This window comes from Rhodococcus sp. MTM3W5.2 (assembly GCF_001984015.1).
Lineage (GTDB): Bacteria > Actinomycetota > Actinomycetes > Mycobacteriales > Mycobacteriaceae > Rhodococcus_G > Rhodococcus_G oryzae.
This window is the reverse complement of sequence record NZ_CP019572.1, coordinates 1567388-1593442: the sequence shown is the minus strand read 5'-3', so window position 1 is coordinate 1593442 and position 26055 is coordinate 1567388. Positions and strand designations below refer to the sequence as shown.

Annotated in this window: 24 protein-coding genes and 3 pseudogenes; 13 read left to right on the top strand and 14 right to left on the bottom strand. The window is 70.2% G+C overall.

Annotated elements, in window-relative coordinates:
* Positions 1-32 precede the first annotated feature (32 nt).
* A pseudogene (locus BTZ20_RS07295) lies at positions 33-1598 on the bottom strand (DNA polymerase Y family protein).
* Entirely contained in the window at positions 1595-2392 is a 798-nt protein-coding gene (locus BTZ20_RS07290; protein ID WP_077043549.1) for a hypothetical protein, read from the bottom strand. The pseudogene BTZ20_RS07295 and the gene BTZ20_RS07290 overlap by 4 nt, the downstream one beginning before the upstream one ends.
* Positions 2393-2602: 210 nt before the next feature.
* Here BTZ20_RS07290 and BTZ20_RS07285 point away from each other — a divergent pair, with 210 nt between their 5' ends.
* Together BTZ20_RS07285 and BTZ20_RS28950 are read left to right on the top strand one after the other, a co-directional pair.
* Positions 2603-3682, top strand: a complete 1080-nt coding sequence (locus BTZ20_RS07285) for a serine/threonine-protein kinase (RefSeq protein WP_083742574.1) — start codon at positions 2603-2605, stop codon at positions 3680-3682.
* The gene (locus BTZ20_RS28950) at positions 3679-3807 is read left to right on the top strand and encodes a hypothetical protein (RefSeq protein WP_262982553.1); all 129 of its coding nucleotides are present in this window, start codon (positions 3679-3681) and stop codon (positions 3805-3807) included. The genes BTZ20_RS07285 and BTZ20_RS28950 overlap by 4 nt, the downstream gene beginning before the upstream one ends.
* Before the next feature lie 26 nt (positions 3808-3833).
* Here the strand turns inward: BTZ20_RS28950 and BTZ20_RS07280 are convergent, their stop codons facing one another.
* Together BTZ20_RS07280 and BTZ20_RS07275 are read right to left on the bottom strand one after the other, a co-directional pair.
* Positions 3834-4490 (bottom strand): response regulator, encoded by a 657-nt coding sequence (locus tag BTZ20_RS07280; protein ID WP_077040898.1) that lies wholly within the window; start codon positions 4488-4490, stop codon positions 3834-3836.
* On the bottom strand, positions 4487-5860 hold the full coding sequence (locus tag BTZ20_RS07275; protein WP_083742573.1) for an ATP-binding protein: 1374 nt from the start codon (positions 5858-5860) through the stop codon (positions 4487-4489). Before BTZ20_RS07275 ends, BTZ20_RS07280 begins: the two co-directional genes overlap by 4 nt.
* 144 nt (positions 5861-6004) lie before the next feature.
* Between BTZ20_RS07275 and BTZ20_RS07270 the strand changes: the two genes are divergently transcribed.
* The 4 genes from BTZ20_RS07270 to BTZ20_RS07255 all read left to right on the top strand — a co-directional run bounded on the left by BTZ20_RS07270 (position 6005) and on the right by BTZ20_RS07255 (position 9044).
* On the top strand, positions 6005-7390 hold the full coding sequence (locus tag BTZ20_RS07270) for a PspC domain-containing protein (RefSeq protein ID WP_077040897.1): 1386 nt from the start codon (positions 6005-6007) through the stop codon (positions 7388-7390).
* Positions 7383-7598: a hypothetical protein gene (locus BTZ20_RS07265; protein WP_077040896.1), complete on the top strand. Its 216-nt coding sequence runs from the start codon at positions 7383-7385 to the stop codon at positions 7596-7598. The genes BTZ20_RS07270 and BTZ20_RS07265 overlap by 8 nt, the downstream gene beginning before the upstream one ends.
* Positions 7598-8527: an aminoglycoside phosphotransferase family protein gene (locus BTZ20_RS07260; protein WP_077040895.1), complete on the top strand. Its 930-nt coding sequence runs from the start codon at positions 7598-7600 to the stop codon at positions 8525-8527. The genes BTZ20_RS07265 and BTZ20_RS07260 overlap by 1 nt, the downstream gene beginning before the upstream one ends.
* 112 nt (positions 8528-8639) lie before the next feature.
* A complete protein-coding gene (locus BTZ20_RS07255) occupies positions 8640-9044 on the top strand; it encodes a PspC domain-containing protein (protein WP_077040894.1) in 405 nt (134 codons plus the stop codon).
* Positions 9045-9102: 58 nt separating this feature from the next.
* Here the strand turns inward: BTZ20_RS07255 and guaA are convergent, their stop codons facing one another.
* The 4 genes and pseudogenes from guaA to guaB all read right to left on the bottom strand — a co-directional run bounded on the left by guaA (position 9103) and on the right by guaB (position 15411).
* A complete protein-coding gene (gene guaA, locus BTZ20_RS07250) occupies positions 9103-10689 on the bottom strand; it encodes a glutamine-hydrolyzing GMP synthase (RefSeq protein ID WP_077040893.1) in 1587 nt (528 codons plus the stop codon).
* Between the two features lie 120 nt (positions 10690-10809).
* Positions 10810-12551 (bottom strand): annotated as a pseudogene (locus BTZ20_RS07245) (GMC family oxidoreductase N-terminal domain-containing protein).
* Positions 12552-12682: 131 nt separating this feature from the next.
* The gene (locus BTZ20_RS07240; RefSeq protein WP_077040892.1) at positions 12683-13822 is read right to left on the bottom strand and encodes a GuaB3 family IMP dehydrogenase-related protein; all 1140 of its coding nucleotides are present in this window, start codon (positions 13820-13822) and stop codon (positions 12683-12685) included.
* A gap of 65 nt (positions 13823-13887) precedes the next feature.
* Positions 13888-15411, bottom strand: coding sequence for an IMP dehydrogenase (gene guaB / locus BTZ20_RS07235; protein WP_077043548.1), 1524 nt, complete (start codon positions 15409-15411; stop codon positions 13888-13890).
* Between the two features lie 225 nt (positions 15412-15636).
* Between guaB and BTZ20_RS07230 the strand changes: the two genes are divergently transcribed.
* Positions 15637-16041, top strand: coding sequence for a DUF5319 domain-containing protein (locus BTZ20_RS07230; RefSeq protein ID WP_027501780.1), 405 nt, complete (start codon positions 15637-15639; stop codon positions 16039-16041).
* 73 nt (positions 16042-16114) lie between these two features.
* On the opposite strand, the gene BTZ20_RS07225 is transcribed toward BTZ20_RS07230, so the two are convergent.
* The 4 genes from BTZ20_RS07225 to BTZ20_RS07215 all read right to left on the bottom strand — a co-directional run bounded on the left by BTZ20_RS07225 (position 16115) and on the right by BTZ20_RS07215 (position 18593).
* Entirely contained in the window at positions 16115-16789 is a 675-nt protein-coding gene (locus tag BTZ20_RS07225) for a type IV secretion protein Rhs (RefSeq protein ID WP_223263669.1), read from the bottom strand.
* On the bottom strand, positions 16744-17139 hold the full coding sequence (locus BTZ20_RS27825) for an anti-sigma-D factor RsdA (protein WP_223263668.1): 396 nt from the start codon (positions 17137-17139) through the stop codon (positions 16744-16746). Before BTZ20_RS27825 ends, BTZ20_RS07225 begins: the two co-directional genes overlap by 46 nt.
* On the bottom strand, positions 17132-17710 hold the full coding sequence (locus BTZ20_RS07220; protein WP_077040891.1) for a sigma-70 family RNA polymerase sigma factor: 579 nt from the start codon (positions 17708-17710) through the stop codon (positions 17132-17134). The genes BTZ20_RS27825 and BTZ20_RS07220 overlap by 8 nt, the downstream gene beginning before the upstream one ends.
* A gap of 88 nt (positions 17711-17798) precedes the next feature.
* Positions 17799-18593: a hypothetical protein gene (locus BTZ20_RS07215; protein WP_077040890.1), complete on the bottom strand. Its 795-nt coding sequence runs from the start codon at positions 18591-18593 to the stop codon at positions 17799-17801.
* 484 nt (positions 18594-19077) lie between these two features.
* Between BTZ20_RS07215 and BTZ20_RS07210 the strand changes: the two genes are divergently transcribed.
* From BTZ20_RS07210 to BTZ20_RS07195, 4 genes are all read left to right on the top strand, one after another.
* Positions 19078-19371, top strand: coding sequence for a WhiB family transcriptional regulator (locus BTZ20_RS07210; RefSeq protein ID WP_027501783.1), 294 nt, complete (start codon positions 19078-19080; stop codon positions 19369-19371).
* 126 nt (positions 19372-19497) lie between these two features.
* Positions 19498-20151: a fasciclin domain-containing protein gene (locus BTZ20_RS07205; RefSeq protein WP_077040889.1), complete on the top strand. Its 654-nt coding sequence runs from the start codon at positions 19498-19500 to the stop codon at positions 20149-20151.
* 31 nt (positions 20152-20182) lie between these two features.
* Positions 20183-20833 carry an ECF RNA polymerase sigma factor SigK gene (gene sigK / locus BTZ20_RS07200; protein WP_411269110.1) on the top strand — a complete coding sequence of 217 codons (651 nt, stop codon included), beginning with the start codon at positions 20183-20185 and terminating at the stop codon, positions 20831-20833.
* A complete protein-coding gene (locus BTZ20_RS07195) occupies positions 20833-21573 on the top strand; it encodes an anti-sigma factor domain-containing protein (protein WP_077040888.1) in 741 nt (246 codons plus the stop codon). The genes sigK and BTZ20_RS07195 overlap by 1 nt, the downstream gene beginning before the upstream one ends.
* A 72-nt stretch (positions 21574-21645) precedes the next feature.
* On the opposite strand, the gene groL is transcribed toward BTZ20_RS07195, so the two are convergent.
* Together groL and groES are read right to left on the bottom strand one after the other, a co-directional pair.
* Positions 21646-23262 (bottom strand): chaperonin GroEL, encoded by a 1617-nt coding sequence (gene groL / locus BTZ20_RS07190; RefSeq protein ID WP_077040887.1) that lies wholly within the window; start codon positions 23260-23262, stop codon positions 21646-21648.
* Between the two features lie 87 nt (positions 23263-23349).
* Positions 23350-23649, bottom strand: coding sequence for a co-chaperone GroES (gene groES, locus BTZ20_RS07185; RefSeq protein WP_027501788.1), 300 nt, complete (start codon positions 23647-23649; stop codon positions 23350-23352).
* Between the two features lie 229 nt (positions 23650-23878).
* Here groES and BTZ20_RS07180 point away from each other — a divergent pair, with 229 nt between their 5' ends.
* Together BTZ20_RS07180 and BTZ20_RS07175 are read left to right on the top strand one after the other, a co-directional pair.
* Positions 23879-24229, top strand: coding sequence for a DoxX family protein (locus BTZ20_RS07180; RefSeq protein ID WP_189636611.1), 351 nt, complete (start codon positions 23879-23881; stop codon positions 24227-24229).
* 96 nt (positions 24230-24325) lie between these two features.
* A pseudogene (locus BTZ20_RS07175) lies at positions 24326-26054 on the top strand (TIGR03767 family metallophosphoesterase).
* Position 26055 lies beyond the last annotated feature (1 nt).

The window sequence follows — 26055 nt, the reverse complement described above, 5'->3', positions numbered from 1 at the left end:
GGGGGTACCCGACAAGGTGGCGCACGAGGACCTCACTCGTACACGCCCTCCACGGTCCAGACCCCCTCGGCACAGATCAGCAGCAACGCCCTCGGCTCGTCCAGCAGCACCTGCGCCCTTGCCGCCAGCTGCGCCGCCGCCGGATCCCACCAACGCTCGTCCACCGGCCACGGCCCCGCCCAGCCCTGCAGCTCCCACTCCCGCCTGCCCCAGCGCAGCCGGACCGGCGCCACACTGAACGCACCGCGCTCGGTGACCAGCACGGCCGCGCCGTCCGCCCCCTCCAACGCCACCCGCGGCCGGCCCGACAGCACGGCCGAGGGCGACGGTTCGGGCAGCCGCCCCGGCCAGGGCGCGGAGGGGTCCGCGGCCGGTCTCAGCTCATCCCCGAGCGGCAACAGGGTGACCCGCTCGAACGGCCCCCTGCCGCCGCTGAGCACCGCCACCTGAACCGCGTCACCCCCGAGCAGACCCTGCACGCGCACCAGCGCCCGCCTGGCCCGCTCGTCCTCGGCGCCGACCCCGCCCCACAATCCCAGTTGCAGCGCGCCGGCCGCGACCACCTCCACGGGCTCGAGGCGCAACACCTCGATGCCTGCCGTCGGCCGCGACTCGCTGCGTCCGGTGAGCCAGCCGTCCAGCTGCCAGCGCACCCGGTCCGCCGTGCCCTCGGGGTGAGCGGTTCCGCGCACCGCCAGGTCCGCGAAAGATGTTCCCCGTTACCGGTGCTCGCGTGGACCAGCAGCCTGGTGCATGCGACCGCCGCGGCGGACAGCTTGGCGTGCAGCCGCTCGGCCAGCGCCCGCCCCGCGAAGGCCGCCGCATCCACCCGCTCGATCGGTGGATCACAGCGCTGTTCGACGTCCAGGTCCGGTGGCAGCCGCCGCGCCGACGGCGGACGCTCGGGCTCCCCCGCGCGCTGCGGTGCGCTGACACCGCGTCGGATCCGAACCGGGACGCCACCGCCACCGGGGTCAACGCCGCGAAGTCGCCGATGGTCCGCAGACCCAACCGGTGCAACAGATCGACCAGGTCCGCGCGCCCCTTCGCCGCCAGGCTCGGCTCCGCCGCGAGCTCGGCCACCGGGATCGGGGCGAGGAACTCGGCACCCGCCCCCGGGGGACCAGGGCGGCCCTGCGGGCGGCGATCACCGCGGTGGACAACTCGTCCGCGATCCCCACCTGACACTCCACCCCCGCCGCCGAGGCCTCGTCGATCAGCCGCTCGGCGGCGGCGGGCTCGGAGCCGAAATAGCGGCTGACCCCGCGCGCGGCGAGCACCAGCAACCCCGGCCGCAGCACCTCCACGCCCGGCGCCACCGCGTCGATCGCCGCGGCAACCGGCTCGAACAGCCGGGCGTCCCTGCCCACGTCGACCAGGAACACGTGCAGCCCCGGGCAGCGCCCCTGCGCCTCCCTCTTGCGCAATCCCCTGCGCACCCCCTCGGACCGTGCCGTCGCCGAGCAGGCCACGACACGATTGCCCAGCGTCACCGCGACGGGTTCCGTCGGGGGCAGATCCGCCGCCGCCGCGGCCGCGATCGCGGGCCAGTCGGGACACCACAGCGCCAGCACCCGCGCGGATTCACCGGGGGTCACAGCGACACCGCTTCCGGGAACACCCCTGGCTGCCGCACCGTTTCCGCCGTCCACTCCACCCGGCCGCGAACCGGCCGCAGATCGAGACGGGTGGTGCGGGGCTGGAACGCCCGGCCCCTCGCGCTGACCGCCAGCCGGAGCGCGCGCAGCCGCCCGCGCCCCAGTTCGGCGCCCTGCCCCATCCCGTCGTAGCCGCACACCCTGGCCTCGAGCCGGACCTCGGCGCCGTCCCAGTGCCCGTCCGTCACCACCAGGGTCGAGCCCTTGCTCCGCGCCCGCGCCACCACCGCACGCGCCCGAGAGGGCGGCACCGCGAGCCCGCCGAGACCCAGCACCACCAGGTCCAGCCCGTCGAGCAGGACAGCCGCGACCTCCACCGGGTCCGGCCCCGGGTCCGGGATCAGCGCGAGCCTGCCCAGCTCGGCCCCCATCTCCGCGGCGGCCAGCAAACCGAGCCGGGGCAGGCCGATCACCGCCGCGTGACCGCCGGCCTCCGTCACCGAGGCGAGCAGGCCGAGCAACAGCGAGCCCGCCCCCGACACGGACACCACCGAGCCCCGCGCCAGCCCCCCGCGCGGCAGCAGCGACGCCAGCGCGGGCGGAACGGGGAGGATGCCCGTTGACCCGGCCTGCTGCGGGAGCCCCTGGTCCTCGGCCGGCTGCGGCACGGACCGGGCGGCCACCGATTCTCCCCGCGCTGGCACGGCCGCCATCCGGCGCCGGAGCTGCTCGAGCCGTTCCTGCCTCGACAACCCGGCCAGATCCGACCGTCCCGAATCGGCCACCTCGGCCATCGCACCAACCACCGACACCACCGTCTCCCACCTTCGCTCCACCGCCGTCACGGCCGGCCGATCACCCACGGGGAAGACGTGGTCATCGAACATGCATTCGAACTCTTCTCAGTAAAGACCCTCCTCCCGACATCCGTCAAGACGAGGGGAAACCGCCAGTTCAGCGTCCGCTCGAGGCGACCCGCCGAGCCCTCCACTAACCTCTCGGATGTGACGGAGCAAGAGCAGTCGAAGCGGAGCGTCGGACCGGATTACCTGGTGGCTGGCCGCTACCGACTGCGCTCCAAGCTGGGCAGCGGCGGCATGGGCGCGGTCTGGCTGGCACAGGACACGCTGCTGCACCGCGAGGTCGCCATCAAGCAGGTCACCTCGACGGCCGGGCTGACCGAGGAGGCCGCGCAGGAGATCCGGTCGCGGGCCATGCGCGAGGGCCGGATCGCGGCGAAGTTGTCGCACGACCACGCGATCGCCATGTACGACGTCGCGCTCGAACACGGCGACCCCTGGCTGGTCATGGAGTACCTGCCCTCACGCAGCCTGGCCCAGGCCCTCAACGTCACCGAGACCCTGCCGCCGCTCCAGGTCGCGCAGATCGGGGCGCAGGTGGCCGACGCCCTTGTCGACGCGCACGCGGCCGGCATCGTGCACCGCGACATCAAGCCGGGCAACATCCTCATCGCCGACCGGGGACGGGCGGCAGGCACCGTGAAGGTCAGCGACTTCGGCATCTCCAGGGCCAAGGGCGACGCCACCCCCACCCAGTCCGGCGTGATCACCGGCACCCCGGCCTATTTCGCGCCGGAGGTCGCGCGCGGAGGCGATCCCACCGAGGCCTCGGACGTGTTCTCGCTCGGCGCCACGCTGTACACGGCCACCGAGGGACAGCCGCCGTTCGGCATCGACGAGGACTCCATCGCCCTGTTGCACCGGGTGGCGAGGGCGGAGATCATGCGGCCGGTCAAGAGCGCCGAGATCACCGACGCGCTGCTGCACATGCTCGAGCCGGACCCCTCCCGCAGGCCCACCATGAGCGAGGCCCGCGACCTTCTCGCCTCACTCGCGGCAGGCGCGGGCGGCAACCTCGCCTACGTCCTCGCCTCGCCGCTGCTCGAGGCCGACGGCACGGTCCCGTTCTGGGCCAGGCGCGGCGCCGCGGGTGGGCAGGTGCGCCGCTCGAACCGGCTGCCAACCAGCACCATAGCTGGCCTGCCCGCGGTCGACCAGAACGTCCCGCTCGGCAATGTCCCCCGCCCCGGCCCCGGGTGCCCGGGCCGCCGAGCCTGGCCGTGAACCCGTCGGCCCCGGCGCCGTCGCGCCGGTCCGTCCCCACCCCGCCGATGGCGCTCGTGCTGACGCTCATCGCGATCGCCGCCATCGCCGTCGTGGTCCTGACCATCGCACTGATCACGATGTGACCGCCGGTCGACTGACTCGCCTCGAGTCAGTCGATCTGACGCCGGTGCGCCCACCGGGTGAGCGCATTCCGGTTGGACTGCTGGGTCTTTCGCAGCACGTTCGAGGCGTGGGTCTCGACCGTCTTCACCGAGATCACCAGATCCTCGGCGATCTCGCGATAGGTGTAGCCACGGGCGAGCAGCCGTAGCACCTCCAGCTCACGCGGGGTCAGCGAGTCCAGTTCGGGATCGAGCGGGGGCTCCGGGGCGGCCGATTTCCCCGTGAAGGAATCGAGCACGAAACCCGCCAACCTGGGTCCGAACACCGCGTCGCCACCGGCCACCCGGCGCACCCCGTCCGCGAGCTCGGATCCGGAGATGGTCTTGGTGACGTAGCCACGCGCGCCCGCCCGGATCACCGCGATGACATCCTCTGCCGCATCGGACACGCTCAGCGCCAGGCACACCGGACCCGCCGCGATGCCACCGAGCACGGCCACCCCGCCGCCGTCCGGCATGTGCACGTCCAGGAGCACCACATCCGGCGTCGTCGCGTTGATGCCTGCGATCGCCTCTGCGACGCCGCCCGCCTCGCCGACCACCTCGATGTCCGGTTCCGAGCCGAGCTCGGCCCGCACCCCGGACCTGAACACGGCATGGTCGTCGACCAGGAATACGCGATACGCGGCGGTGGGGGTGCTCACCTGGGCTGCTCCTCGGGATGGGACTGGGGATCGGACTCGGGCTGGATCTCGGGATGCGGCATCAGCTGTCGCGACCACTCTAGGACAGCGACCTCCTCCGCGGTGGGCCCCGCACCCTCGTCGCTCGGCGGCCCGTCGTGCCCATTGCCGTTGCGGGGCATCTGAATCCGCACCTCGGTGCCGCGTCCCACCGTGGAACGCACCTCCACCGCGCCGCCGCGGCGCTCGATCCGGGCCCTGATCGACTTGGCCAGGCCCTGCCGATCCTCCGGCACCGCGTCCACGTCGAAGCCGGTACCGCGGTCGCGCACAAACACATTCACCTCGTCGGCCTCCGCCTCCGCGAACAGGTCGACATTCGTCTCGCCGGAATGCTTTGCGGCGTTGACCAGTGCCTCACGGGTGGCGCCCAGCAAGGCCGTGATGCTCTCCTTCGACAGCCCCGACTCGGCCGGGCCGACGTCGAGCCGGACATCGCCGACGGTGACCGGGCGCACCGTGATGCCGTGCTGGTCCTCGACCTCACCCGCGATGGTCCGCAGCGCCTCGGCCAGACTGGCGTGCGCGGCCTCCCCGCCGTCGAACAGCCACTTGCGCAGCTCGCGTTCCTGGCCGCGCGCGAGGCGCGTGACCTCCTGGGGGCGGTCGGCCTGTTTCTGGATCAGCGCCAGCGTCTGCAGCACCGAATCGTGCAGGTGCGAGGCGATCTCCTCGCGCTCCTCGTTCCGGATCCGGGCGGCCCGCTCGTCACCGAGATCCCGCCACATCCGCAGCCACAGCGGCACGGTCAGCAGCCCGGCTCCGATCAGCGTCACCAACACGGCCAGCAGCGACGACCGCAGCGAGTTCAGGTCGACCCGCGCGATCACCACCACGCCGAGGCCGATCACGATGAGGCTGGCACCGCCGAGCACCCTCGCCCAGGTCAGCACCGTCGGCCGCTGTGGCAGCCCGAGCGCCGAACGCGGCCCGCCCGAATCGAACTCGCGCCACACCAGCGCAGCACCGACCGCCACCACGATCACCGGGGCTATCACCGACGCCGCGCTACCGCTGAACAGCCAGGCCAACGACGCGGACAGCGCCAGTCCGATCACCGCGAGTCCGAGGGCCCGGCGTCGCTCGATGGGGCTCGGCGGCTCGGTGTCCGAGCCGGGAGGGGTGAAGATCCACAGCAGCCCGTAGGCGACGATGCCCGCCCCGGCCAGCGCGGCGAGGAACACGAACGCCACCCGCACCTTGAGGACGTCGATACCGAGATGGTCGGCGATCCCGCCCGCGACACCACCGACCACCCGACCGCCGACACGGCGCTCGAGGCGGGAGTAGGGCGCCTCTCCTGTGGGGAGGGCACGCGGGACCGGCTGCACAACATCGATGGTGGCACGCCGACCGCCCGACGCGCATCAGGGTCCGACCCTGAACCGACCGCGGGCACCCCGACCCGGTCCGCGGCGAAAGATCAGGGTTTCTCCCGATGTGCACGGCGGCCTGCGCCGACGACGATTGTCATCATGAGCAATCCGAACTTCCAGGAACAGCTGCACGAGTTGTGGCGCACCCGTCCGGTGCGGTTGCCCAGGCAGGGGCCGATCGCGGGCGTCGCCGCGGGAATCGGCCACCGCTACCGCGTGGATCCCGTGCTGATCCGGGTCGCTTTCGCGGTGTCGACCCTCTTCGGCGGGGTCGGCATCGTCCTCTATCTCGCCGGCTGGCTGCTGCTCCCCCAAGCGGGCGACCAGACGTCCGCGGCGGAATCACTCGTCGGCCGTGGACACAGCTCGGAGTCCGGCACCAAGACCGTGGTGCTCGCGGTCGCGCTGATCATCGCACTCAGCACGCTCGGTCCCGTCGGTGTCGGGGCGGGCGGCTCCGGCCTGATCAGCCTCGCGCTGATGCTCGGTGGCCTGTGGCTGCTCTACCAGCGCACACCGGTGCCACCGGCGCTGCCCGTTGATGCTCATCCGGCGACCGCTCACGCCGGCGTGATGTTCCCGCCGAGCACGTTCCCGTCGACCACGTTCCCGTCGTCGGCGCCGTACACGGTCGGCGCGTACACGACGCTGCCGCAGACCTACGAGCCCTCGACGCCGCCCACCACCCCCATCCCGGAGCCGACAGCGGCAGGCACACCCGCCGACGCGGCCGAGCCCGCAGCTCCGGCTCCCGAGGACGTGGCCGCCGCTCCCGGCGCGAGCACGGACACCGGCGGGGTCACGACCGATGTCCCCCAGCCCCCGGCCTGGGACCCGCTCGGTGTCGCCCCCTTCGCCTGGGATCTGCCCGAGCCCACCCCGCCCGCACCGCCCGTGCTCCCGAAACCACCGAAGTCCCGCCTGACCACCACGGTGCTCGGCCTGGCCATCATCGCGGCCGCGGCCACCTGGGCGGTCAGCTCGGCCACCAACGCGGAGTGGCTGACCCCCGCCCGGATCGGGGCCGTCGCGCTCGCCGTGATCGGCATCGGAATGCTCATCGGAGCCTTCCTGCGGAGGGGCTACGGACTGCTGGTCGTGACCGGGCCGCTGATCGGCTTCGTGCTGTTGGCCTCGCTGATCGGGCCCATCGACTGGAACGCCGAGAACATGGGCGACAAGACCTGGACACCCACGGCCGCCGACCTCCAACCCGAATACTCGGGCCGGATGGGAGATTTCACGCTCGACCTGCGTTCCGTCCAACTCGACAAGGACAGAACGGTGGACGTGGACCTGAACTTGGGTTCGTTCACGGTTCTCGTCCCCGCGAACATGGACGTGAAGAACACGTGCTCGATGGCGTTCGGGGAGGCCAACTGCCTGCCCGAGGGCATCAACGGTGGGGCCGACGGAACCGGAGGCCCCGTACTGACACTCAACATGGACGGAACGTTCGGAGAGATGCGGGTGGATCGTGGCTGAGAACACCGAAACCACAGACAAGTCGGGGCGCCGTCCCTCGGCACTGCTCCTGCTCTCGGGACTGGCAGCGCTGCTGGTCAGCGTGTGGGCCCTGATCGGGCCGTTCCACTTCGAGTCCCTCGGGGACGCTCAGTTCCGGTGGATCATCGTGATCGCCGCGGTGGTCGCCGGCCTGGGCCTGGTCTTCGCGCCCGGCCGCCGCAAATAGTGCTCACGATCCCCGACTCCTACGGCGCCCGGGTGCGTTCCTACGCCGCGGACGCCGAGGAGTGGTTGCGGCGACTGCCCGGGCTGATCGCGCGCCTGCTGGACGAGTGGGGGCTCTCCAGGGACGGCTCCCAGCTCTGGCACGGCAACGTCGCCCTCGTGATCCCGGTCCTGTTGCCCGACGGCACGCCTGCCGCTCTGAAGGTGTCGTACCCGAGCATCGAGTCCGCGATGGAGTCGGTAGCGCTCGCGCGCTGGGACGGCAGGGGCGCGGTCCGCATGCTGCGCGCGGACCCCGCACGGCAGGCGATCCTGCTCGAACGCCTGGATCCGACCCGGTCGCTGCTGAGCATTCCTGTGCCGCAAGCGATCCCGATCTGGGGTGCGCTGATGCGCGGACTGTCGAACGTCGTGCCGGACGGCGAGTTCGACACCCTGCCGGACCTGGCCGCGCGCTGGGAGCAGGAGCTGCCGGACCTGTGGCGACGCCTCGACAGTCCGTGCCCGCAGTGGCTCATCGAGGACGCCGTCGCTGTGCGCCGGGAACCGGCGGGCAGTGCGGTATTGGTCCACACGGACCTGCATTTCGAGAACGTCCTCGCGGGCACGGACGACTGGCGGGCCATCGACCCCAAGCCGCTGTCCGCGATCGGCGAGTTCGCGGTCGCACCGATGCTGTGGAATCGCTTGGCGGACTTGGACGGCCGGCGCAGCGCAGGCCTGCGGGCACGCTGTGACGACCTCGCCGACTCGGCCGGGCTCGACAGGGAACTGGCGCGGCGATGGTCGATCGCGCGCGAGGTGGACAACCATCTCGACTATCTGAGGAACGGCGAGGCCGCGGACGCGCAGCGTTCGTTGTGGGTCGCGACCGCGCTGTCCGGACGCGAGGACCCTCATGTCGACCCGGCCGCGCTGGCCGCACCCTGAGACGCCGGAGCGGAGCCTGCGCAGCGACCCTGACACGGCCCGAGTCCTCCCGACGAAAGATCGGGGTGCTTCCCGATGGTGCACGCCGCGGCCGGTCGACAGTATTGATCGCATGACCACGAACGAGACCGCGACGCCGAAAAGCACTTTCCTCCAGGACCTTCCGCAGCGACTGCCCGATGAAGGACTGATCGCGGGCGTCAGCGTCGGGATCGCGCGCCGACTGGACGTGAGCACGACGAGCGTCCGGCTGGCGCTGCTGCTCTCGCTGCTGCTCGCCGGCGCGGGTGTCCCCGTCTACCTTGCCGCCTGGCTGCTCATGCGAAAGCCGAACGAGACCAGGTCGATGGGCGAGTCGCTGCTCAGCACGGACGCAGGCGAGCCCAAGACCATGCCGATCGTGCTGGCCACCGCGACCGTCATCACCGCGGTCGGCTGCGCCCTCCCGGTCGGTGCGGGCCTGCTCGGCATGATCGCGCTGGTCGGCGGCTACCTGTACCTGGACGGCCGGAAATGACTGTGCGCGTGTTGCACCCCGGTCGGGGTGCAACACGCGCACAGGGCGGCGGAGCCGCCTACTCCCACTCGATGGTGCCCGGCGGCTTGCTGGTCACGTCCAGCACCACCCGGTTCACCTCGGCCACCTCGTTGGTGATGCGGGTGGAGATCCGCTCGAGCACGTCATACGGCAACCGCGTCCAGTCCGCGGTCATGGCGTCCTCACTGGAGACCGGGCGCAGCACGATCGGGTGACCGTAGGTGCGGCCGTCGCCCTGCACACCGACACTGCGCACGTCGGCGAGCAGCACCACCGGGCACTGCCAGATCTGACCGTCCAGGCCCGCGGCCGTCAGCTCTTCGCGCGCAATGGAATCCGCCTGACGCAGCGTCTCCAACCGGTCCTGATCGACCGAGCCGACGATGCGGATCGCGAGACCGGGGCCGGGGAACGGCTGCCGGGCGACGATCTCCTCCGGCAGGCCGAGCGCGCGACCGACCGCGCGGACCTCGTCCTTGAACAGCAGCCGCAGCGGCTCGACCAGCTTGAACTGCAGGTCCTCCGGCAGACCGCCGACGTTGTGGTGACTCTTGATGTTCGCGGTGCCGGTGCCGCCGCCGGACTCGACGACGTCCGGGTACAGGGTGCCCTGGACCAGGAAGTCGACGGTCTCGCCGTGCGCGGCGCTCTCACCGAGCACCTCGGAGACCGCACCCTCGAAGCTACGGATGAACTCGCGGCCGATGATCTTGCGCTTGGTCTCCGGATCGGAGACGCCCGCGAGCTCACCGAGGAAGGTGTCGACCGCGTCGACGGTGATCAGCTTCGCGCCGGTCGCGGCCACGAAGTCCTGCTGGACCTGCTCGCGCTCGCCCGCCCGCAGGAGGCCGTGGTCGACGAACACACAGGTGAGCTTGTCGCCGATCGCGCGCTGGACGAGCGCCGCCGCCACCGCGGAGTCGACGCCGCCGGACAACCCGCAGATCGCCTGGCCGTCGCCGACCTGCTCGCGGACCTGCTCGATCAGCGACTCGGCGATGTTCGCGGCGGTCCAGCTGGACGGGATGCCCGCGATCTCGTGCAGGAAGCGGCTCAGCACCTGCTGACCGTGCGGGGAATGCAGCACCTCGGGGTGGTACTGGACGCCCGCGAGGCGCCGGGCGCGGTCCTCGAACGCGGCGACGGGCGCGCCCGCGCTGGTGGCGGTCACCTCGAAGCCCTTGGGCGCATCGGTGACCGCGTCGCCGTGGCTCATCCACACCGGCTGGGTGGTGGGCAGGCCCTCGTGCAGCACGCCGCCGTCCACGCTGAGCTGGGTGCGTCCGTACTCGCGGGTTCCGGTGTGGGTGACGGTGCCGCCGAGCGCGCCCGCCATCGCCTGGAATCCGTAGCAGATCCCGAACACCGGGATGTCGTGGTCGAAGAGCCGGGCGTCCAGCTGCGGGGCGCCTTCCTCGTACACGCTCGACGGTCCGCCGGAGAGGATCACCGCGAGCGGCTTGCGCTCGACGATCTCTTCGATGGTCGCCGTGTGCGGGACCACCTCCGAGTAGACGTTCGCCTCCCGCACCCGGCGAGCGATCAGCTGCGCGTACTGCGCCCCGAAATCGACGACGAGAACGGGCTGCTGCTGAGCTGGGCCGGAGTGCTGGGTATCTGCCACGTGGCCAGTCTAATCGGCCCAGCTCCCCCGCCCCGCGCACCCCATCACCGGCTACGCCTGCCCCGAACGCAGGAGGCCCCGACCACATGGGTCGGGGGCCTCCTGGGAGTCGAACGGCGGTCAGGCCGCGCCGGTTCCGGTCTTCTCCTGCGCCGAACCCGTGCGGATCTCCACGATCGGCAGCACCAAGGCGGCGGGGGCGCTCGCGGGCACCACCGGGCTGTTGGGCGCGATCGGGTTGATCCGCCGGTAGCCCTCGCCCTGCGCCGGACGCAGATCCTGCTCGCCCTTGTTCGGCCACAGCGACGCCGCACGCTCGGCCTGCGCGCTGATCGTCAGCGACGGGTTCACGCCCAGGTTCGCCGACACCGACGCCCCGTCGACCACGCTCAGGGTCGGGTAGCCGTACACGCGGTGGTACGGGTCGATGACGCCGTGCTCGCGGTCCGATCCGATCGCGCAGCCACCGAGGAAGTGCGCAGTCAGCGGGATGTTGAAGATCTCGCCCCATGTGCCGCCCGCGACGCCGTCGATCTTCTCGGCGATCCGCCGGGTGGCGTCGTTGCCCGCCGGGATCCACGTCGGGTTCGGCTCGCCGTGCCCCTGCCTGCTCGTGACCTTGCGGCCGAAGACACCGCGCTTGGTGTAGGTGGTGATCGAGTTGTCCAGGTTCTGCATGACAAGGGCGATGATGGTGCGCTCGCTCCAGTTCTTCACCGTGAGCATGCGCAGCATCTGCATCGGGTTCTTCGCGACCACGCCGAGGAACTTCACCCAGCGGGGGGTGGTGCCGCCGCCGTCGGTCATCAGCGTCTGCAGCAGACCCATCGCGTTCGAGCCCTTGCCGTAGCGCACCGGCTCGATGTGGGTGTCCGCGGTCGGGTGGAACGAGGAGGTGATGGCGACGCCCTTGGTCAGGTCCATCGCCGGGTCCACCTTCAGCTTGCCCGCGCCGACGATCGATTCGGAGTTGGTGCGGGTGAGTTCGCCGAGCTTGTCGGACAGGCGCGGCAGCGAGCCGCTGTCCTTCATCTCGTGCATCAGATGCTGGGTGCCCCAGGTGCCTGCGGCGAGCACGACATTCTGCGCGGTGTAGGTCTTGTGGTTCTTGCGGATCTTGGCGCCGGTGCGCCGGGTCACGACGTCCCAGCTGCCGTCCGAGGCCTCGTGCAGCCCGGTCACCGTGGTCATCGGGATGATCGTGGCCCCGGCCTTCTCGGCGAGTCCGAGGTAGTTCTTCACCAGGGTGTTCTTCGCGCCGTGCCGACACCCGGTCATGCACTCGCCGCACTCGATGCATCCGGTGCGGTCCGGGCCCGCGCCGCCGAAGTAGGGGTCAGGGACGGTCTTGCCCGGCTCGCCGAAGAAGACGCCGACCGGGGTCTGGATGAAGGTGTCGCCGACGCCCATGTCCTCGGCCACCGACTTGATGACCTCGTCCGCGGGGTCATGTGCGGGTTCTGCACGACACCGAGCATCTTGCGGGCCTGGTCGTAGTACGGGCTGAGCTCGTCGTGCCAGTCGGTGATGTCACGCCACTGCGGGTCCTCGAAGAAAGAGGCAGGCGGCTTGTAGAGGGTGTTGGCGTAGTTCAGCGATCCACCACCGACGCCCGCACCCGCGAGGATCAGCACGTCGCGCAGCAGGTGCACGCGCTGGATGCCGTAGCAGCCGAGCGCGGGCGCCCAGAGGAACCGCTTGAGGTCCCAGCTGGTCTTCGCGAAGTCCGCGTCGGCGTACCGACGGCCGGCCTCGAGAATGCCGACCCGGTACCCCTTCTCCACCAACCGCAGCGCCGTCACGCTGCCCCCGAAGCCGGATCCGACGATCAGGACATCGAAGTCCGTTGCACGCTTGCCCATCTGGACACCTCCACCATGAACCTGGATTAGTTACTCGTCAGTATGCACCGGATCCCTGTGACCGATGCCACAAGGGTTGCCTAACTGTAACGACAGGTATCAGGAACAGGCGGAATATCGCCGAAGCGACGTCAGGCGCGCACCGTCAGGCCGACCTTCTGGAACTCCTTGAGGTCCGAGTAGCCGGACTTCGCCATCGAGCGACGCAGTCCACCGACGAGGTTCAGCGAACCGTACGGATCGGCCGACGGTCCGGTCAGGACCGTGTCGAGCGACGGGCGGTCACCGAAGGCGACCGGCAGCATCGCGCCACGCGGCACAGACGGGTGCGCGGCGGCCGACGGCCAGTACCAGCCGCCGCCCGGTGCCTCCGCCGCGACCGCGAGGGGCGCGCCGAGGACCGCTGCGTCCGCGCCACACGCGATGGCCTTGGCCAGGTCGCCCGAGGTGGTGATGTCGCCGTCCGCGATGACGTGCACGTAGCGACCGCCGGTCTCGTCGAGGTAGTCGCGACGCGCGGCCGCGGCATCCGCGATCGCGGTGGCCATGTGCACCCCGATGCCCAGCACCTCGCCGGTGGTCGTGGCGCCCTCGGTGGAGCCGTAACCGACGATGACACCAGCGGCACCGGTGCGCATCAGGTGCAGCGCCGTGCGGTGATCGCTCACGCCGCCCGCGATCACCGGGACGTCGAGCTCGGAGATGAACGTCTTGAGGTTCAGCGGCTCGCTCTCACCGTGCGCGACATGCTCGGCGGAGATGATCGTGCCGTGGATCACCAGCAGGTCGATCCCGGCCTTCACCAGCTCAGGCGTCAGTGCGCGGGCGTTCTGCGGGCTGACCCGGACCGCGGTGGTGACACCGGAGTCACGCACCTGCGCGACGGCCGCCGCGAGCAGGTGCGGCTGGATCGGCGCCGCGTGCAGCTCCTGGAGCCGGGCGATCGGCGCGTCCGGGTCCTCGTCCGTCTCGGCGAGGTGCACCAGCTCGGCGAGCTTCGCGTCGACGTCGGCATGCCGACCCCACAGGCCCTCACCGTTGATCACGCCGAGCCCACCGCGCTTGCCGAGCTCGATCGCGAACGAGGGCGAGACCAGGGCGTCGGTCGGGTGCGCGAGCACCGGGATGTCGAAGCGGTACGCATCGAGCTGCCAGGCCGTCGACACCTCCTTGGAGGACCGGGTCCGGCGGGAGGGGACGATGTCGATGTCGTCCAGCTCGTAGGTGCGACGGGCGGTTCTGCCCATGCCGATTTCAACGAGGTCGCGCACGCGCGCCCCTTTCTTCGTTGTGGCTGATGCTTGCCTGGATCTTCGCTGGAATCTATCCCGGGCGGCTACCGCGCAGCGTAGTTCGGCGCTTCCACCGTCATGGTGATGTCGTGCGGGTGGCTCTCCTTGAGACCCGCGGCGGTGATCTGCACGAACTGCGCCTCCTGCAGTTCCTCGATGGTCGAGGCGCCTGCGTACCCCATCGCGGCACGCAGGCCGCCGGTCAGCTGGTGGGTGACCTGAGACAGCGGGCCACGGAAGGGCACCCGCCCCTCGATGCCCTCGGGCACCAGCTTGTCCTCGGAGAGCACGTCGTCCTGGAAGTATCGGTCCTTGGAGTAGGACTTGCCCTGGCCGCGGCTCTGCATCGCGCCGAGCGAGCCCATGCCGCGGTAGCTCTTGAACTGCTTGCCGCCGACGAGGATCAGCTCACCGGGAGACTCCGCGGTACCGGCCAGCAGCGAACCGAGCATCGCGGTGGACGCACCGGCGGCCAGCGCCTTGGCGATGTCGCCGGAGAACTGCAGCCCGCCGTCGGCGATCACCGGCACCCCGAGGGGCTTGCAGGCGGCGACGGCCTCGAGGATCGCGGTGATCTGCGGGGCGCCGACACCGGCGATGACGCGGGTGGTGCAGATGGAGCCGGGCCCGACGCCCACCTTGACGGCGTCCGCGCCCGCCTCGACCAGCGCGAGGGCGCCTGCGCGGGTGGCGACATTGCCGCCGATGAGCTGGACGCGGTCGCCGATCTCACCCTTGAGCTTCGTGATCATCTCGAGCACGTTGATCGAGTGGCCGTGCGCGCTGTCGACGACAAGCACATCGGCGCCTGCATCGGCCAGGGTCATGGCGCGGTTCCAGGCGTCGTCGCCGACACCGACAGCCGCGCCAACCAGCAGGCGACCGTCGCGGTCCTTGGTGGCGTTCGGGTGCTGCTCGGTCTTGACGAAGTCCTTGACGGTGATGAGGCCGGTCAGCCTGCCCTGACCGTCGACGATCGGGAGCTTCTCGATCTTGTGCCTGCGCAGCAACCCGAGCGCGGCCTCCGCGGTGACGCCCTCGCGCGCGGTGATCAGCGGCGCCGGGGTCATGATCTCGGCGACCGGCCGATTCTGGTCCACCTCGAAGCGCATGTCCCGGTTCGTGATGATGCCGACCAGCTGGCCGGCGTCATCGGTGACCGGGAGTCCGGAGATCCGGAAGCGTGCGCAGGTGGCGTCGACCTCGGCGAGGGTGTCGGTCGGCTTACAGGTGACCGGATCGGTGACCATGCCCGCCTCTGACCGCTTGACCGTCTCGACCTGGCCGGCCTGGGCCTCGAGTGAGAGGTTGCGATGCAACACACCCATGCCGCCGGCGCGCGCCATCGCGATCGCCATCCTCGACTCCGTCACCGTGTCCATCGCCGAACTGACCAGCGGCACCCGCAGCCGGATCTCCCGGGTCAGCTGGCTCGAGGTGTCGACCTGGCTCGGGATCACGTCGGACGCTGCAGGCAGCAGCAGCACGTCGTCGAAGGTGAGTCCCAGCATGGCAACCTTGTCGGGGCGGTCCCCTCCGGTACGCACGTGTCCTCCGGAAATACTCATGCGGCTCGGGACCCTTTCCTGGAACTGTGGTGCGCCGCCGTGCGGGGCGTCGAATCCCCGCGGCGCGGTCAAGTCGTGATTGCTTCGGGACTGAGAAGAATGCTCGGTCGAGGGCGAACTATTCCCTCAGCCCGTCCACCATGGTATCGGCTGGACACGGGTGCGAGCGAACGCGGTTCGTGTGACGGCTGGCGCAGACCCGCATGCGCTGCGTACCGTGGACCTGTGCGTGATCAATTGCCCCCCGGTCTGCCGCCGGATCCGTTCGCCGGCGACCCCTCCGATCCGTCGGCCGCGCTGGACGCGATCGAGCCGGGTCAGCCCCTCGACCCCCATGAGCGACTGGCCGTGGAAGAAGACCTCGCGGACCTCGCTGTCTATGAGGCCCTGCTCGGCCACCGCGGCATCCGCGGGCTCGTCGTGTGCTGCGACGACTGCCAGCAGGATCACTACCACGACTGGGACATGCTGCGCGCCAACCTGCTGCAGCTGCTCGTGGACGGCACCGTGCGCCCGCACGAGCCCGCCTACGACCCGGTCCCCGAGGCCTACGTCACGTGGGACTACTGCCGCGGCTACGCGGACGCGTCGATGAACGAGGCGCTGCACGGCGACGGCTTCGACGCCTGAGCCGAACCCGATACGACGAAAACGGCCCGACAAGGAATTCACCTTGTCGGGCCGTTTCGCGTCTGGGCTCGGATCAGCCGGGGGTCACGTTCGACGTCAGGTCCCGCGGCGTCGGCGTGTCCTGGGTCGGCGGCTCGACCCGTGTGGTGGTCGGCACGGGCGGGACCGTCGTCGGCACCACCGGCGGGCTGGTGACAACCGGTGGGACCGTCGTGACGACCGGCGGGATCGTGATCGGCGGCACCTGAGTCGGCGGCACCCCCGGTTCGATCGGCAGGACGGTCGGCAGGCTCGGAACGGTCGGCCCTGTGGTGGGCAGCACCGGCGCGGTCACCGTGTCGCCGGGCAGCGTCACGCCCGGCACCACGGGCAGTCCGGGGGTCGTCCCGGCCGCCGAGGGCAGCGTGGTCGCCGTCGGAGGGGTCTTGGCGGCGTCGGCCACCAGCCGATCCCTCCAGGCCGTCAGCTCGTCGTGCTTGGCCGACTCGTTCACGTCGTCGACCCGCTTGCGGGCGGACTCCAACACCACCAGCGCCGCCTGCGGATCGCCTGCGCGGATGAGGCGCTCGGCCTCCTCCAGGTTGGTGGTCGTGTCGATACCCGCGACGGTCGAGTTGGCGCGCTCGGTGAACACGACCTCCTTGACCTTCCACAGCGGATCGCCCGGTACGGCGTTGTAGGAGAAGACCGTCAGTCCGGCCATCACGACGGCGACGGCAGCGGCAGCGCCAGCGATGGGCCGGAGCAACCGCAGATTCGAGCGGCGGGGCGAGCCGATCGTCGCGAGTTCCCGGTCCACGGCGGCGGCCACCTGGTCGAGATCGGGCTCGGCCGGCATGGCGGGGCGAGGATCTCGGCGCGCCATGCGGTCAGCAGGGTCGCGAGCTCGAACTCCTCGGGGCTGTTCGTCGCGATCGGGCCGTCACCGGCGATCGCGTCGATGAGGGCGTCGTCCCGCGCGATGGCGGCGAAATCGACGGCGGTCGCATCGGCGGATTCCTCGTCGCCGAGGGACGACGCGTCCGGGGTGAGATCGGCACCGGACGTGTCCCGCTGCGTTCCCTCGTGGTCCCCACCACGCTTGCTGCCCCTAGCCATACATCTCACCCGCTTTCGCAACTTCGTTCTTCAACTTCGCGAGCGCCCTGTGCTGGGCGACCCGTACTGCTCCGGCCGTGCTTCCGACGGCAAGCGCCGTCTCCTCCGCCGACAGACCGACGACCAAACGCAAGACCAGGATCTCCCGATGCTTCTCGGGGAGCGTTCCCAGTAGCGCGCTCATCTGCCGGGTGGTCTCCGAGTCCAGAGCGAGCTTCTCGGGTCCCTCGTCGGTGGAGATGACATCTGGTACCTCGGCCATCGACTCGGCTTTGTTACGCCCGGCGTTCCGATGGGCATCTGCCACCTTGTGCGCGGCGATGCCATACACGAATGCCATGAATGGGCGGCCCTGATCCTGATACCGCGGCAATGCGGTCATCACTGCCAGGCATACCTCCTGCGCCACGTCGTCCGCGGACAGTTGTCCCCTTTCCGCGGCTCCGACCCGTGATCGGCAGTAACGCACAACCAAGGGTCGAACACTCTCGAGCACTCGAGACAAGGCAACTCGATCGCCCTGCGCTGCCGCAGCGACGGCTGAGTCCAACTCCTCGCTCGTATTAGTCATCGTCAGAGTGATTCCTGGCGTTACAGTGGCGCCCGCTCCAGAGCGCTCCCACCTGGCGGTGGAACGTTTGAAGGATAGCGACAGACACTCACAGATCCCTGAATCGGCCACCGCGGTCGGAGATTTGCCGTCGACATTCATCCCGGATCGCCGCCGCATCCGCACCGGGACGGACTCCATTGACAAGCATCGCCGCGGCCCAGCGCAGTGGCAACAACCCGTGCTCGGCGCACCGGTCCAACACCTGTTCGCCCAGATCAAGCGCCGCGGCGGGGTCCGGGCCTGCACTGTGGGCGGCCGCCAGCAGGAGGTCCGACTTCACCTGGTGCCGAACCGAGTCGACGTCCCGGGCGAGTTCGACGGCCGCGCTCGCGTGCCGACGCGCCGTGACGGGATCCCCCGACGCCAACGCGATCTCGGCGGTCACCCAGTTCAGGCGGATGCGCTGTCGCCACAGCCCTTGGTCCTTCCCGACGAGCGGCGCGCACCGCTCGAGCAGGGCGGAACCGAGCGCGAGCCGACCGCATCCGAGCGCATCCGCAGCCAGCCCGGTCAGTGCGTCGCATCGAGCGGCGGTCAGCGCCTGCTCCTCCTCGCCCGCCGGGCCGCCGAGTGCCGCGAGCGCGCGTCCGTCGAAGCCCGCCGCCAGCTGATGCCACCCGAGTTGCCTGAGCAACGAGGCCTCCGTGCTCAGCGCGAGCGAGGCGACGTCCCGGCTCGGGCGCCCACGCGCGATGCGCAGGAGTTCGGTCCGCGCCGCGGCGTAACGCCCCTGCCCACCGAGAGCCACCGCCCTGAGCCAGCGCTGTTGGTTGTCGACGGCGGCAGGCAACGGGGCCAACCCGGGTTCGTCGCCGAATGCGGCGTTGATCAGTGTCCCCACAGGCCAAGAGTAGGGCCGGCCCGCGCGCGCCCCTGCGCCGCACCCACCCGCGCCCGAATACCCATTCGGATCGCGTTTGTCGAGAGTTACGGACACTCGACGTATTTCAAGGTTGAATCAAAGATTGAATCAGGCAACTGATTCAGAGTCCGGTTTGTGGCAATTGCGTTAACCAAGAATCTCAACGCCGGTCCGCACGCTGACAGGGCGCGCACCACGCCCCCCGACCGCATCGGACCAGCAAAAGCACTCGTCAGCACCCATTACGGGACACCGTGGCCGAGCCGGGGCACCGTAGCAGCGTCAGCCGATCACGGCTACATGTCCTTGTCTATGAACGGAACGTTAAATTCTCGTGCGAACACTATGGAAATCCCCACTTGAAGAACTATTGACTCGTTTTCCGCAAAACCTCTAACGTTGCCGAGACGAATTGATTTCAGACCTGGAGGCTCTTCAGGTGTATGGATGGACAGGAGATGGCATGCCTCAGCCGAATCACCTCCCCGGACCGAACGCCGATATCTGGGACTGGCAGATGCACGGCCTGTGCCGCGGAGTCGACTCCGCGATGTTCTTCCATCCGGACGGCGAGCGGGGCCGGGCCCGCACCCAGCGTGAGACCCGCGCCAAGGAGATGTGCCGTCAATGCCCCGTGCTCGCGCAGTGCCGCAGCCATGCCCTCAGCGTCAGCGAGCCGTACGGGATCTGGGGCGGCATGTCCGAGACCGAACGTGAGATGCACGCCCGCAGGGGCCGCCACCGCATCGCGGTATAAATCTCATCGCATTTCGGCGCGGCCCCGGCTTCCTGGGCCGCGCCGAGATGCGTGACCCATCCTCCGCACCACCCGCTCCGAATGCCTTCCCGACGGCACTCGCACAACACTCGGGAAGGCAGTCCCATGAGCATCAGCACCACCCGTATCCGTTCCCTCGCCATCGCGGCCACCGCGTCGGTCGCCCTGATCGGCGTCTCGGCGTGTTCCTCCGCGAACAGCGACGACTCCGCGCCCTCCTCCCCCACCTCCGGTGACCAGATGTCGCAGGAGATGACGGCCGACCCCGCCGCGAACCTGGTCGGACCCGGCTGCGCGGACTACGCCGAGGCCGTGCCGCAGGGCGGCGGCTCGATCTCGGGCATGGCCGAGGAACCGGTGGCCGTCGCCGCCTCGAACAATCCGCTCCTCACCACCCTGGTGGCCGCGGTCTCGGGTCAACTCAACCCCGACGTCAATCTCGTCGACACCCTCAACGGCGGGCAGTTCACCGTGTTCGCGCCGGTCGACGACGCGTTCGCCAAGGTGGATCCGGCCACCATCGACACGCTGAAGACCGACGACGCGCTGCTGACGAAGGTCCTCACCTATCACGTGGTGCCCGGCCAGATCGCGCCGAGCGAGATCGCGGGCCAGCACCCGACGGTCGAGGGCGCCGCGGTGACCGTGACGGGGTCGGGAGACGCCCTCAAGGTCAACGACGCGAACGTCATCTGCGGCGGTGTGAGCACCGCGAATGCCACCGTCTACCTCATCGATTCCGTGTTGATGCCGCAGTAACGTGATTGTCGATGAAGGGAATCGGACAGTCGTGACGGACCCGGGGTCCACGGGTTCCGGCGCCGAGCCCGATCACGGCATCGGCGAGGCGGCCTGCCCGGCGGACGTCGGGCAGGCCCTCGCCGTGCGCGCGGCCGAGGCGGCCGAGCTGGCCGCCCTGCTGACCCGCGCCGCCGCCGGCGACTCGGGGTCGTTCGCCGAGCTGTACGACCGGACCTGCGCCCGCGTCTACGGAATGGTGCTCCGGGTGCTGCGCGATCCGGGCTTCGCCGAGGAGACCACCCAGGAGGTCTACCTCCAGCTCTGGCGCACCGCCGACGACTTCGACGCGACAAGGGGCTCCGCGGTGTCCTGGCTGATGACCCTCGCGCACCGCAGGGCGGTCGACCGGGTCCGGTCGGAACAGTCGCACTCGAACCGCGAGGTGGTCTACGAGTCACGCAACCGCGGCAGCGAATTCGACGAGGTCGCCGAGGAGGTCTCGGGGCGCCTGGACCGGCAGGCCGTCATCGACTGCCTCGACTCCCTCACCTCGGTGCAGCGCGAGTCGGTCTCGCTCGCCTACTACGGCGGACGCACCTACCGCGAGGTCGCCGCACAGCTCGGGGTCGCGCTGCCGACCATCAAGACCCGAATCCGGGACGGGCTGGTCCGGCTCAGAGGATGTCTGGGGGTGGCGTGATGGACGACGACCAGATCGACCTGGCCCACGCCTACGCCCTCGACGCCCTCGACCCGGACGAACGCCGCGCGGTCGAGCAGCTGCTCGCGACCTCCGACGACAAGCTGCGGGCCGAATTCGAGGCGGTGGTGCGCTGGTGCCGGGAGACGTTGGCGGCGACCGCCGCCGCGAACGCGACCGCGCCGCCCGCACACATCCGCGAAGGCCTGCTGACGCAGATCGCGCGGGAGCCCCGCACCGGCCAGGGTCGGGAGGCGGCGCCGGTCTCGCTCGCCGATCGGCGGCGCACCACCACCCGGTGGCGTCTGGTGGGCGCCGCGGCGGCCGCCGTCGCGCTGCTCGCTGGCGGCGTGGTCATCGGCCAGCAGCTGCGCGAACCGACGCCTGAGCAACCGGTGGCGGCCCAGGTGATGAGCGCCCCGGACGTCCGGACCTCCTCGACGGAGGTGCCCGGCGGCGGCTCGGCGACCGCCGTCTACTCCCGGTCGACCGACGCAGCGGTGCTGATGATGAACGACGTCACCCCGCCGGCACCGGAGTCGGTCTATCAGATGTGGCTCATCGCGGGCACCGGTGCGCCGGTCTCGGCGGGCATGATGTCGCCCGATCAGGTGTCGCCCTCGACCGTGGCCGTGCTCGACGACCTGGACGGCGCCTCACTGCTGGCCTTCACGGTGGAACCCGCGGGCGGTTCCGAGCGGCCGACCACGGACGTGTTCGCCTCGCTGCCACTGGGATAGGAGAAAGCGACAGGCCCCGGACGGGGATCCGTCCGGGGCCTGTCGCTGCTGTCACCCGGGGCGACGGTGGAGCTAGTGGCTGTGGCCGTGGCCGTGATCCGCATCGGCGGCCTCGACCGGCTTCTCGACGACAGTGGCCTCGGTGGTGAGCACCATCCGGGCGACCGAGGCCGCGTTGACCACCGCGGAACGGGTCACCTTGACCGGGTCCACCACACCGTCGGCGAGCAGGTCGCCGTAGGTGAGGGTGGCGGCATTGAAGCCGTGGCCCTTGGGCGCCTCGGCGACCTTGCTGACCACGACCGAGCCGTCGACGCCCGCGTTCGTGGCGATCCAGAACAGCGGGGCCGACAGCGCCGCGCGCACGACCTCGACGCCGGTCGCCTCGTCGCCGGAGAGCGATGCTGCCAGCGCACCGAGCGTCTGACCCGCCTGCACCAGCGCGGAGCCGCCGCCGGGCACGATGCCCTCCTCGACCGCGGCCTTGGCCGCGTTGACCGCGTCCTCGACGCGGAACTTGCGCTCCTTGAGCTCGGTCTCCGTTGCGGCACCGACCTTGATCACCGCGACGCCACCGGACAGCTTGGCGAGACGCTCCTCGAGCTTCTCACGGTCCCAGTCGGAATCGCTGTTCTCGATCTCGCGACGCAGCTGACCGACACGGGCCTCGATGTCCGCCTCGGTGCCCGCGCCGTCCACGATGGTCGTCTCGTCCTTGGTGACGACGACCCGACGGGCGCTGCCGAGCAGCTCCAGTCCGGCCTCCTTGAGGGTCAGGCCCACATCGGAGTTGATGACCGTGCCCGCGGTGACGACCGCGAGGTCGTCGAGGAACGCCTTGCGCCGGTCACCGAAGAACGGCGCCTTCACCGCGACGGCCTTGATCGTCTTGCGGATGGAGTTCACCACCAGGGTGGAGAGCACCTCGCCCTCGACGTCCTCGGCGATGATCAGCAGCGGCTTGCCCGCCTCGGCGACCTTCTCGAGCAGCGGCAGGAAGTCGGGCAGCGAGCTGATCTTCTCGCGGAAGAGCAGGATCAGCGCATCCTCGAAGATCGCCTGCTGCGCATCGATGTCGGTGACGAAGTAGGGCGAGAGGTAGCCCTTGTCGAACTGCACGCCCTCGGTCACGACGAGCTCGGTCTGCAGGGTCGAGGACTCCTCGACGGTCACGACGCCGTCGACGCCGACCCGCGTCATGGCCTCGCCGACCAGCTCACCGATCTCCTCGTCGCGCGAGGAGACGGTGGCGACCTGAGCGATCGCTTCCTTGCCCTCGACGGGGGTGGCGGCGGCGATGAGAGCCTCCGACACCGCGTCCGCGGCCTGGCTGATGCCAACACCGAGTGCGATCGGGTTGGCGCCGGCAGCGACGTTCTTCATACCGCCGTGGATCAGCGCCTGGGCGAGCACGGTGGCGGTGGTGGTGCCGTCGCCCGCGACGTCGTTGGTCTTGGTGGCGACGCTCTTGACGAGCTGGGCGCCGAGGTTCTCGAACGGGTCCTCGAGATCGATCTCACGGGCGATGCTCACGCCGTCGTTGGTGACGGTGGGGCCGCCGAACGCCTTGGCGAGCACCACGTGCCGACCGCGGGGGCCGAGGGTGACCTTGACCGCGTCCGCCAGCGTGTCGACGCCGCGCTCGAGAGCCCGGCGCGCGGTCTCGTTGAACTGGATTTCCTTGGACATATTGCTCAGCTACTCCTGGATTGGGAGGGTCCGCAACGCGATCCGCCCGGGCCCATGTGTGGGACGCCGGGGCGGATCGCAAGTGGCTTACTTGGAGATGACAGCCAGCACGTCACGTGCCGAGAGGATCAGGTACTCCTGGCCGGCGTACTTGATCTCGGTTCCGCCGTACTTGCTGTAGATGACGGTGTCGCCTTCCTTGACGTCGACCGGGATGCGGTTGCCCTTGTCGGTCACGCGACCTTCGCCGACGGCGACGACGGTGCCCTCCTGGGGCTTCTCCTTGGCCGTGTCGGGGATGACCAGGCCTGAGGCAGTCGTCGTCTCGGCCTCGTTGGCCTGGACGAGGATCTTGTCCTCGAGCGGCTTGATGTTCACGCTCGCCACGATGAGCCCTCCACTTTCAGGGGTGTATGCGTCCAGGGCTGTTCCCAGGACGTGATGGTGTGTTCGTTCGCTTGCGGCATCTCACTCGAGCCCCGTCGTCGCGGGTGCCGAGGCTCGGTCAGCGCCAACTAGCACTCTATACATGCGAGTGCCAGCGCTCAAGGTCGGCGGGTACTTAGGTGCTCGATGCGAGAATTGTGTGGATTGGGGGTCAGGACCGGAGTTCACCATGTTCGTCGCCACCGTCATCGTGACCGTTCTGCTCGCCGCGCTCCTCGGGTTCGCGGCCATCCGGAAGCTGAGCCACCGGGACCCGGTGGTTCGGGAGTACGCCGAGCTCGGAGTGCCCGAGAACCGCCTGAACTCGCTGGCGGGAGTCCTCCTCACCGGCGCCGCAGGCCTGATCCTCGGCCTGGCGTTGGCCCCGCTCGGCGTCGCCGCCGCGATCGGGGTGATCTGCTACTTCCTCGGAGCCGTCATCGTCCACATCCGCGCTCACGACGCGAAGCACCTCCCCGTCCCGCTCACGTACGCGGCGCTCGCCGTCGCCGCGCTCGTTCTTCGCCTCGCGTCGAGTTGATCGCCCGGCCGCGCAGCCGCGGCCGACGGCAGCGAGACGGCAAGGAAGCGGCGGTGTGAATCCAAGGTGTACGGCGGGTGACCTAGAGTCGTCGCCGTGGCAAACATCAGCAGGCGCGCATTCATCGGACTGGCCGGACTCGGAGCCGCGGGCACCCTCGGGCCGGCGCATTCGGACGGGCGCCGTGGGGTACCTGGTACGCCGCGGCCGACCCGCTGCCCGCCTCCTTCGCAGGCACCACGCTCGAAGCCGTCGCGACCCCGGTCGGCGGATCCGGCTACCGGACGCTCACCGCGGGCCCCGGGTGGCCGATGATCGTGCGGGGCGAGCTCGCCGAGGCACGGTCGGGCCGCGAGGAGCGCAGGACCGCCCTCGCGTCTGTGGTGCAGCTGACCGACCTGCACATCCTCGACGCCCAGTCCCCCATGCGATTCGAGTACGTGCATCCGCTCAACGGGTCGGCGTTCCGACCGCACGAGACGCTCACCACGCAGGGCCTGGTCTCGCTCGTGTCGCGGATCAACTCCCTGCCCGGCGGCCCGCACACCCGCCGCGCGTTCGACGCCGTGGTGACCACCGGCGACAACACCGACAACAAGGAGCACGCGGAGCTCGGCTGGCTGCTGACCGCGCTCAACGGCGGCACCTTCATCCCGAACACCGGTGCCGCGGATCGCTATGAGGGCGTGCAGAACTCCGGAGCGGGCCTGTACTGGAACCCCGAGTCACCGATCCGCGACATCTACAAGAAGGCCGGCTTCCCGGAGATGCCGGGACTGCTCGGCGCGGCGGCCCTCACCCCCGTCACGAGCCCGGGCCTGCGCACCCCCTGGTACAGCGTGTTCGGCAACCACGACGACTCGATCCAGGGCACCATCCCCAGCGGAATCGGACCGCTCGAGGCCATGTACACCGGCTCGATCAAGATCGAGGCGCCCGATTCCGAGCATGCCCGCGCGATCGGCAGCGCCGCGAGCTCGGATCCGGCTGCGCTGCCGAGCATCCTCGCCGCTGTCACCACCCCGCCGCGCATCGTCACGCCCGACGGCAACCGCGCACCGTTCACCCCGCGGCAGTACATCGCCGCCCACCTCGACCCGAGGAACGCAGGCCCCGGACCCGTCGGGCACGGCTTCGCCCCCGACGCGGGCGAGACCGGCATCGGCTTCTACTCGTTCGAGATCGCGCCTGGCGTGATCGGGATCAGCATGGACTCCACCAACCGCGCCGGGTTCGTCGACGGCTCCCTCGGCGAGGCCCAGTTCCGCTGGATCGAACAGACCCTGCAGGCGGGCAGCAGCCGCTTCTTCGACGTGGGCGGCCGCCCGGTGACGCAGTCGCGGCAGGACACCTACTTCCTGCTGTTCAGCCACCACACCAGCGGCACGATGGACAACCTGATCCCCGACCCGAGAATCCCGGCGAGCGCCGCCACTCGGGCGCCGAGCTGCTGGACCTGCTGCACCGCTTCCCGAACGTGCTCGCCTGGGTGAACGGGCACACCCACGAGAACAAGATCACGCCGCACCCGGGTGCCACTGCCGCGCAGGGCTTCTGGGAGATCAACACCGCCTCGCACATCGACTTCCCGCAGCACGCGCGGCTGATCGAGGTTGTCGACAACACCGACGGCACGCTCTCGCTGCTGACCACGCTGGTCGAGTCGGACAGCCCGTACGAGGTCCGGCACGGGGACTTCAGCCAGGAGGGCCTGGCCTCGCTGTACCGCGAGTTGTCCTTCAACGACATCCACGCCGACCCGAAGCTGCTGGGCGGATCCGTCGATCACAACACCGAACTGGTGCTGGTCTCGCCGCGGGCATGAC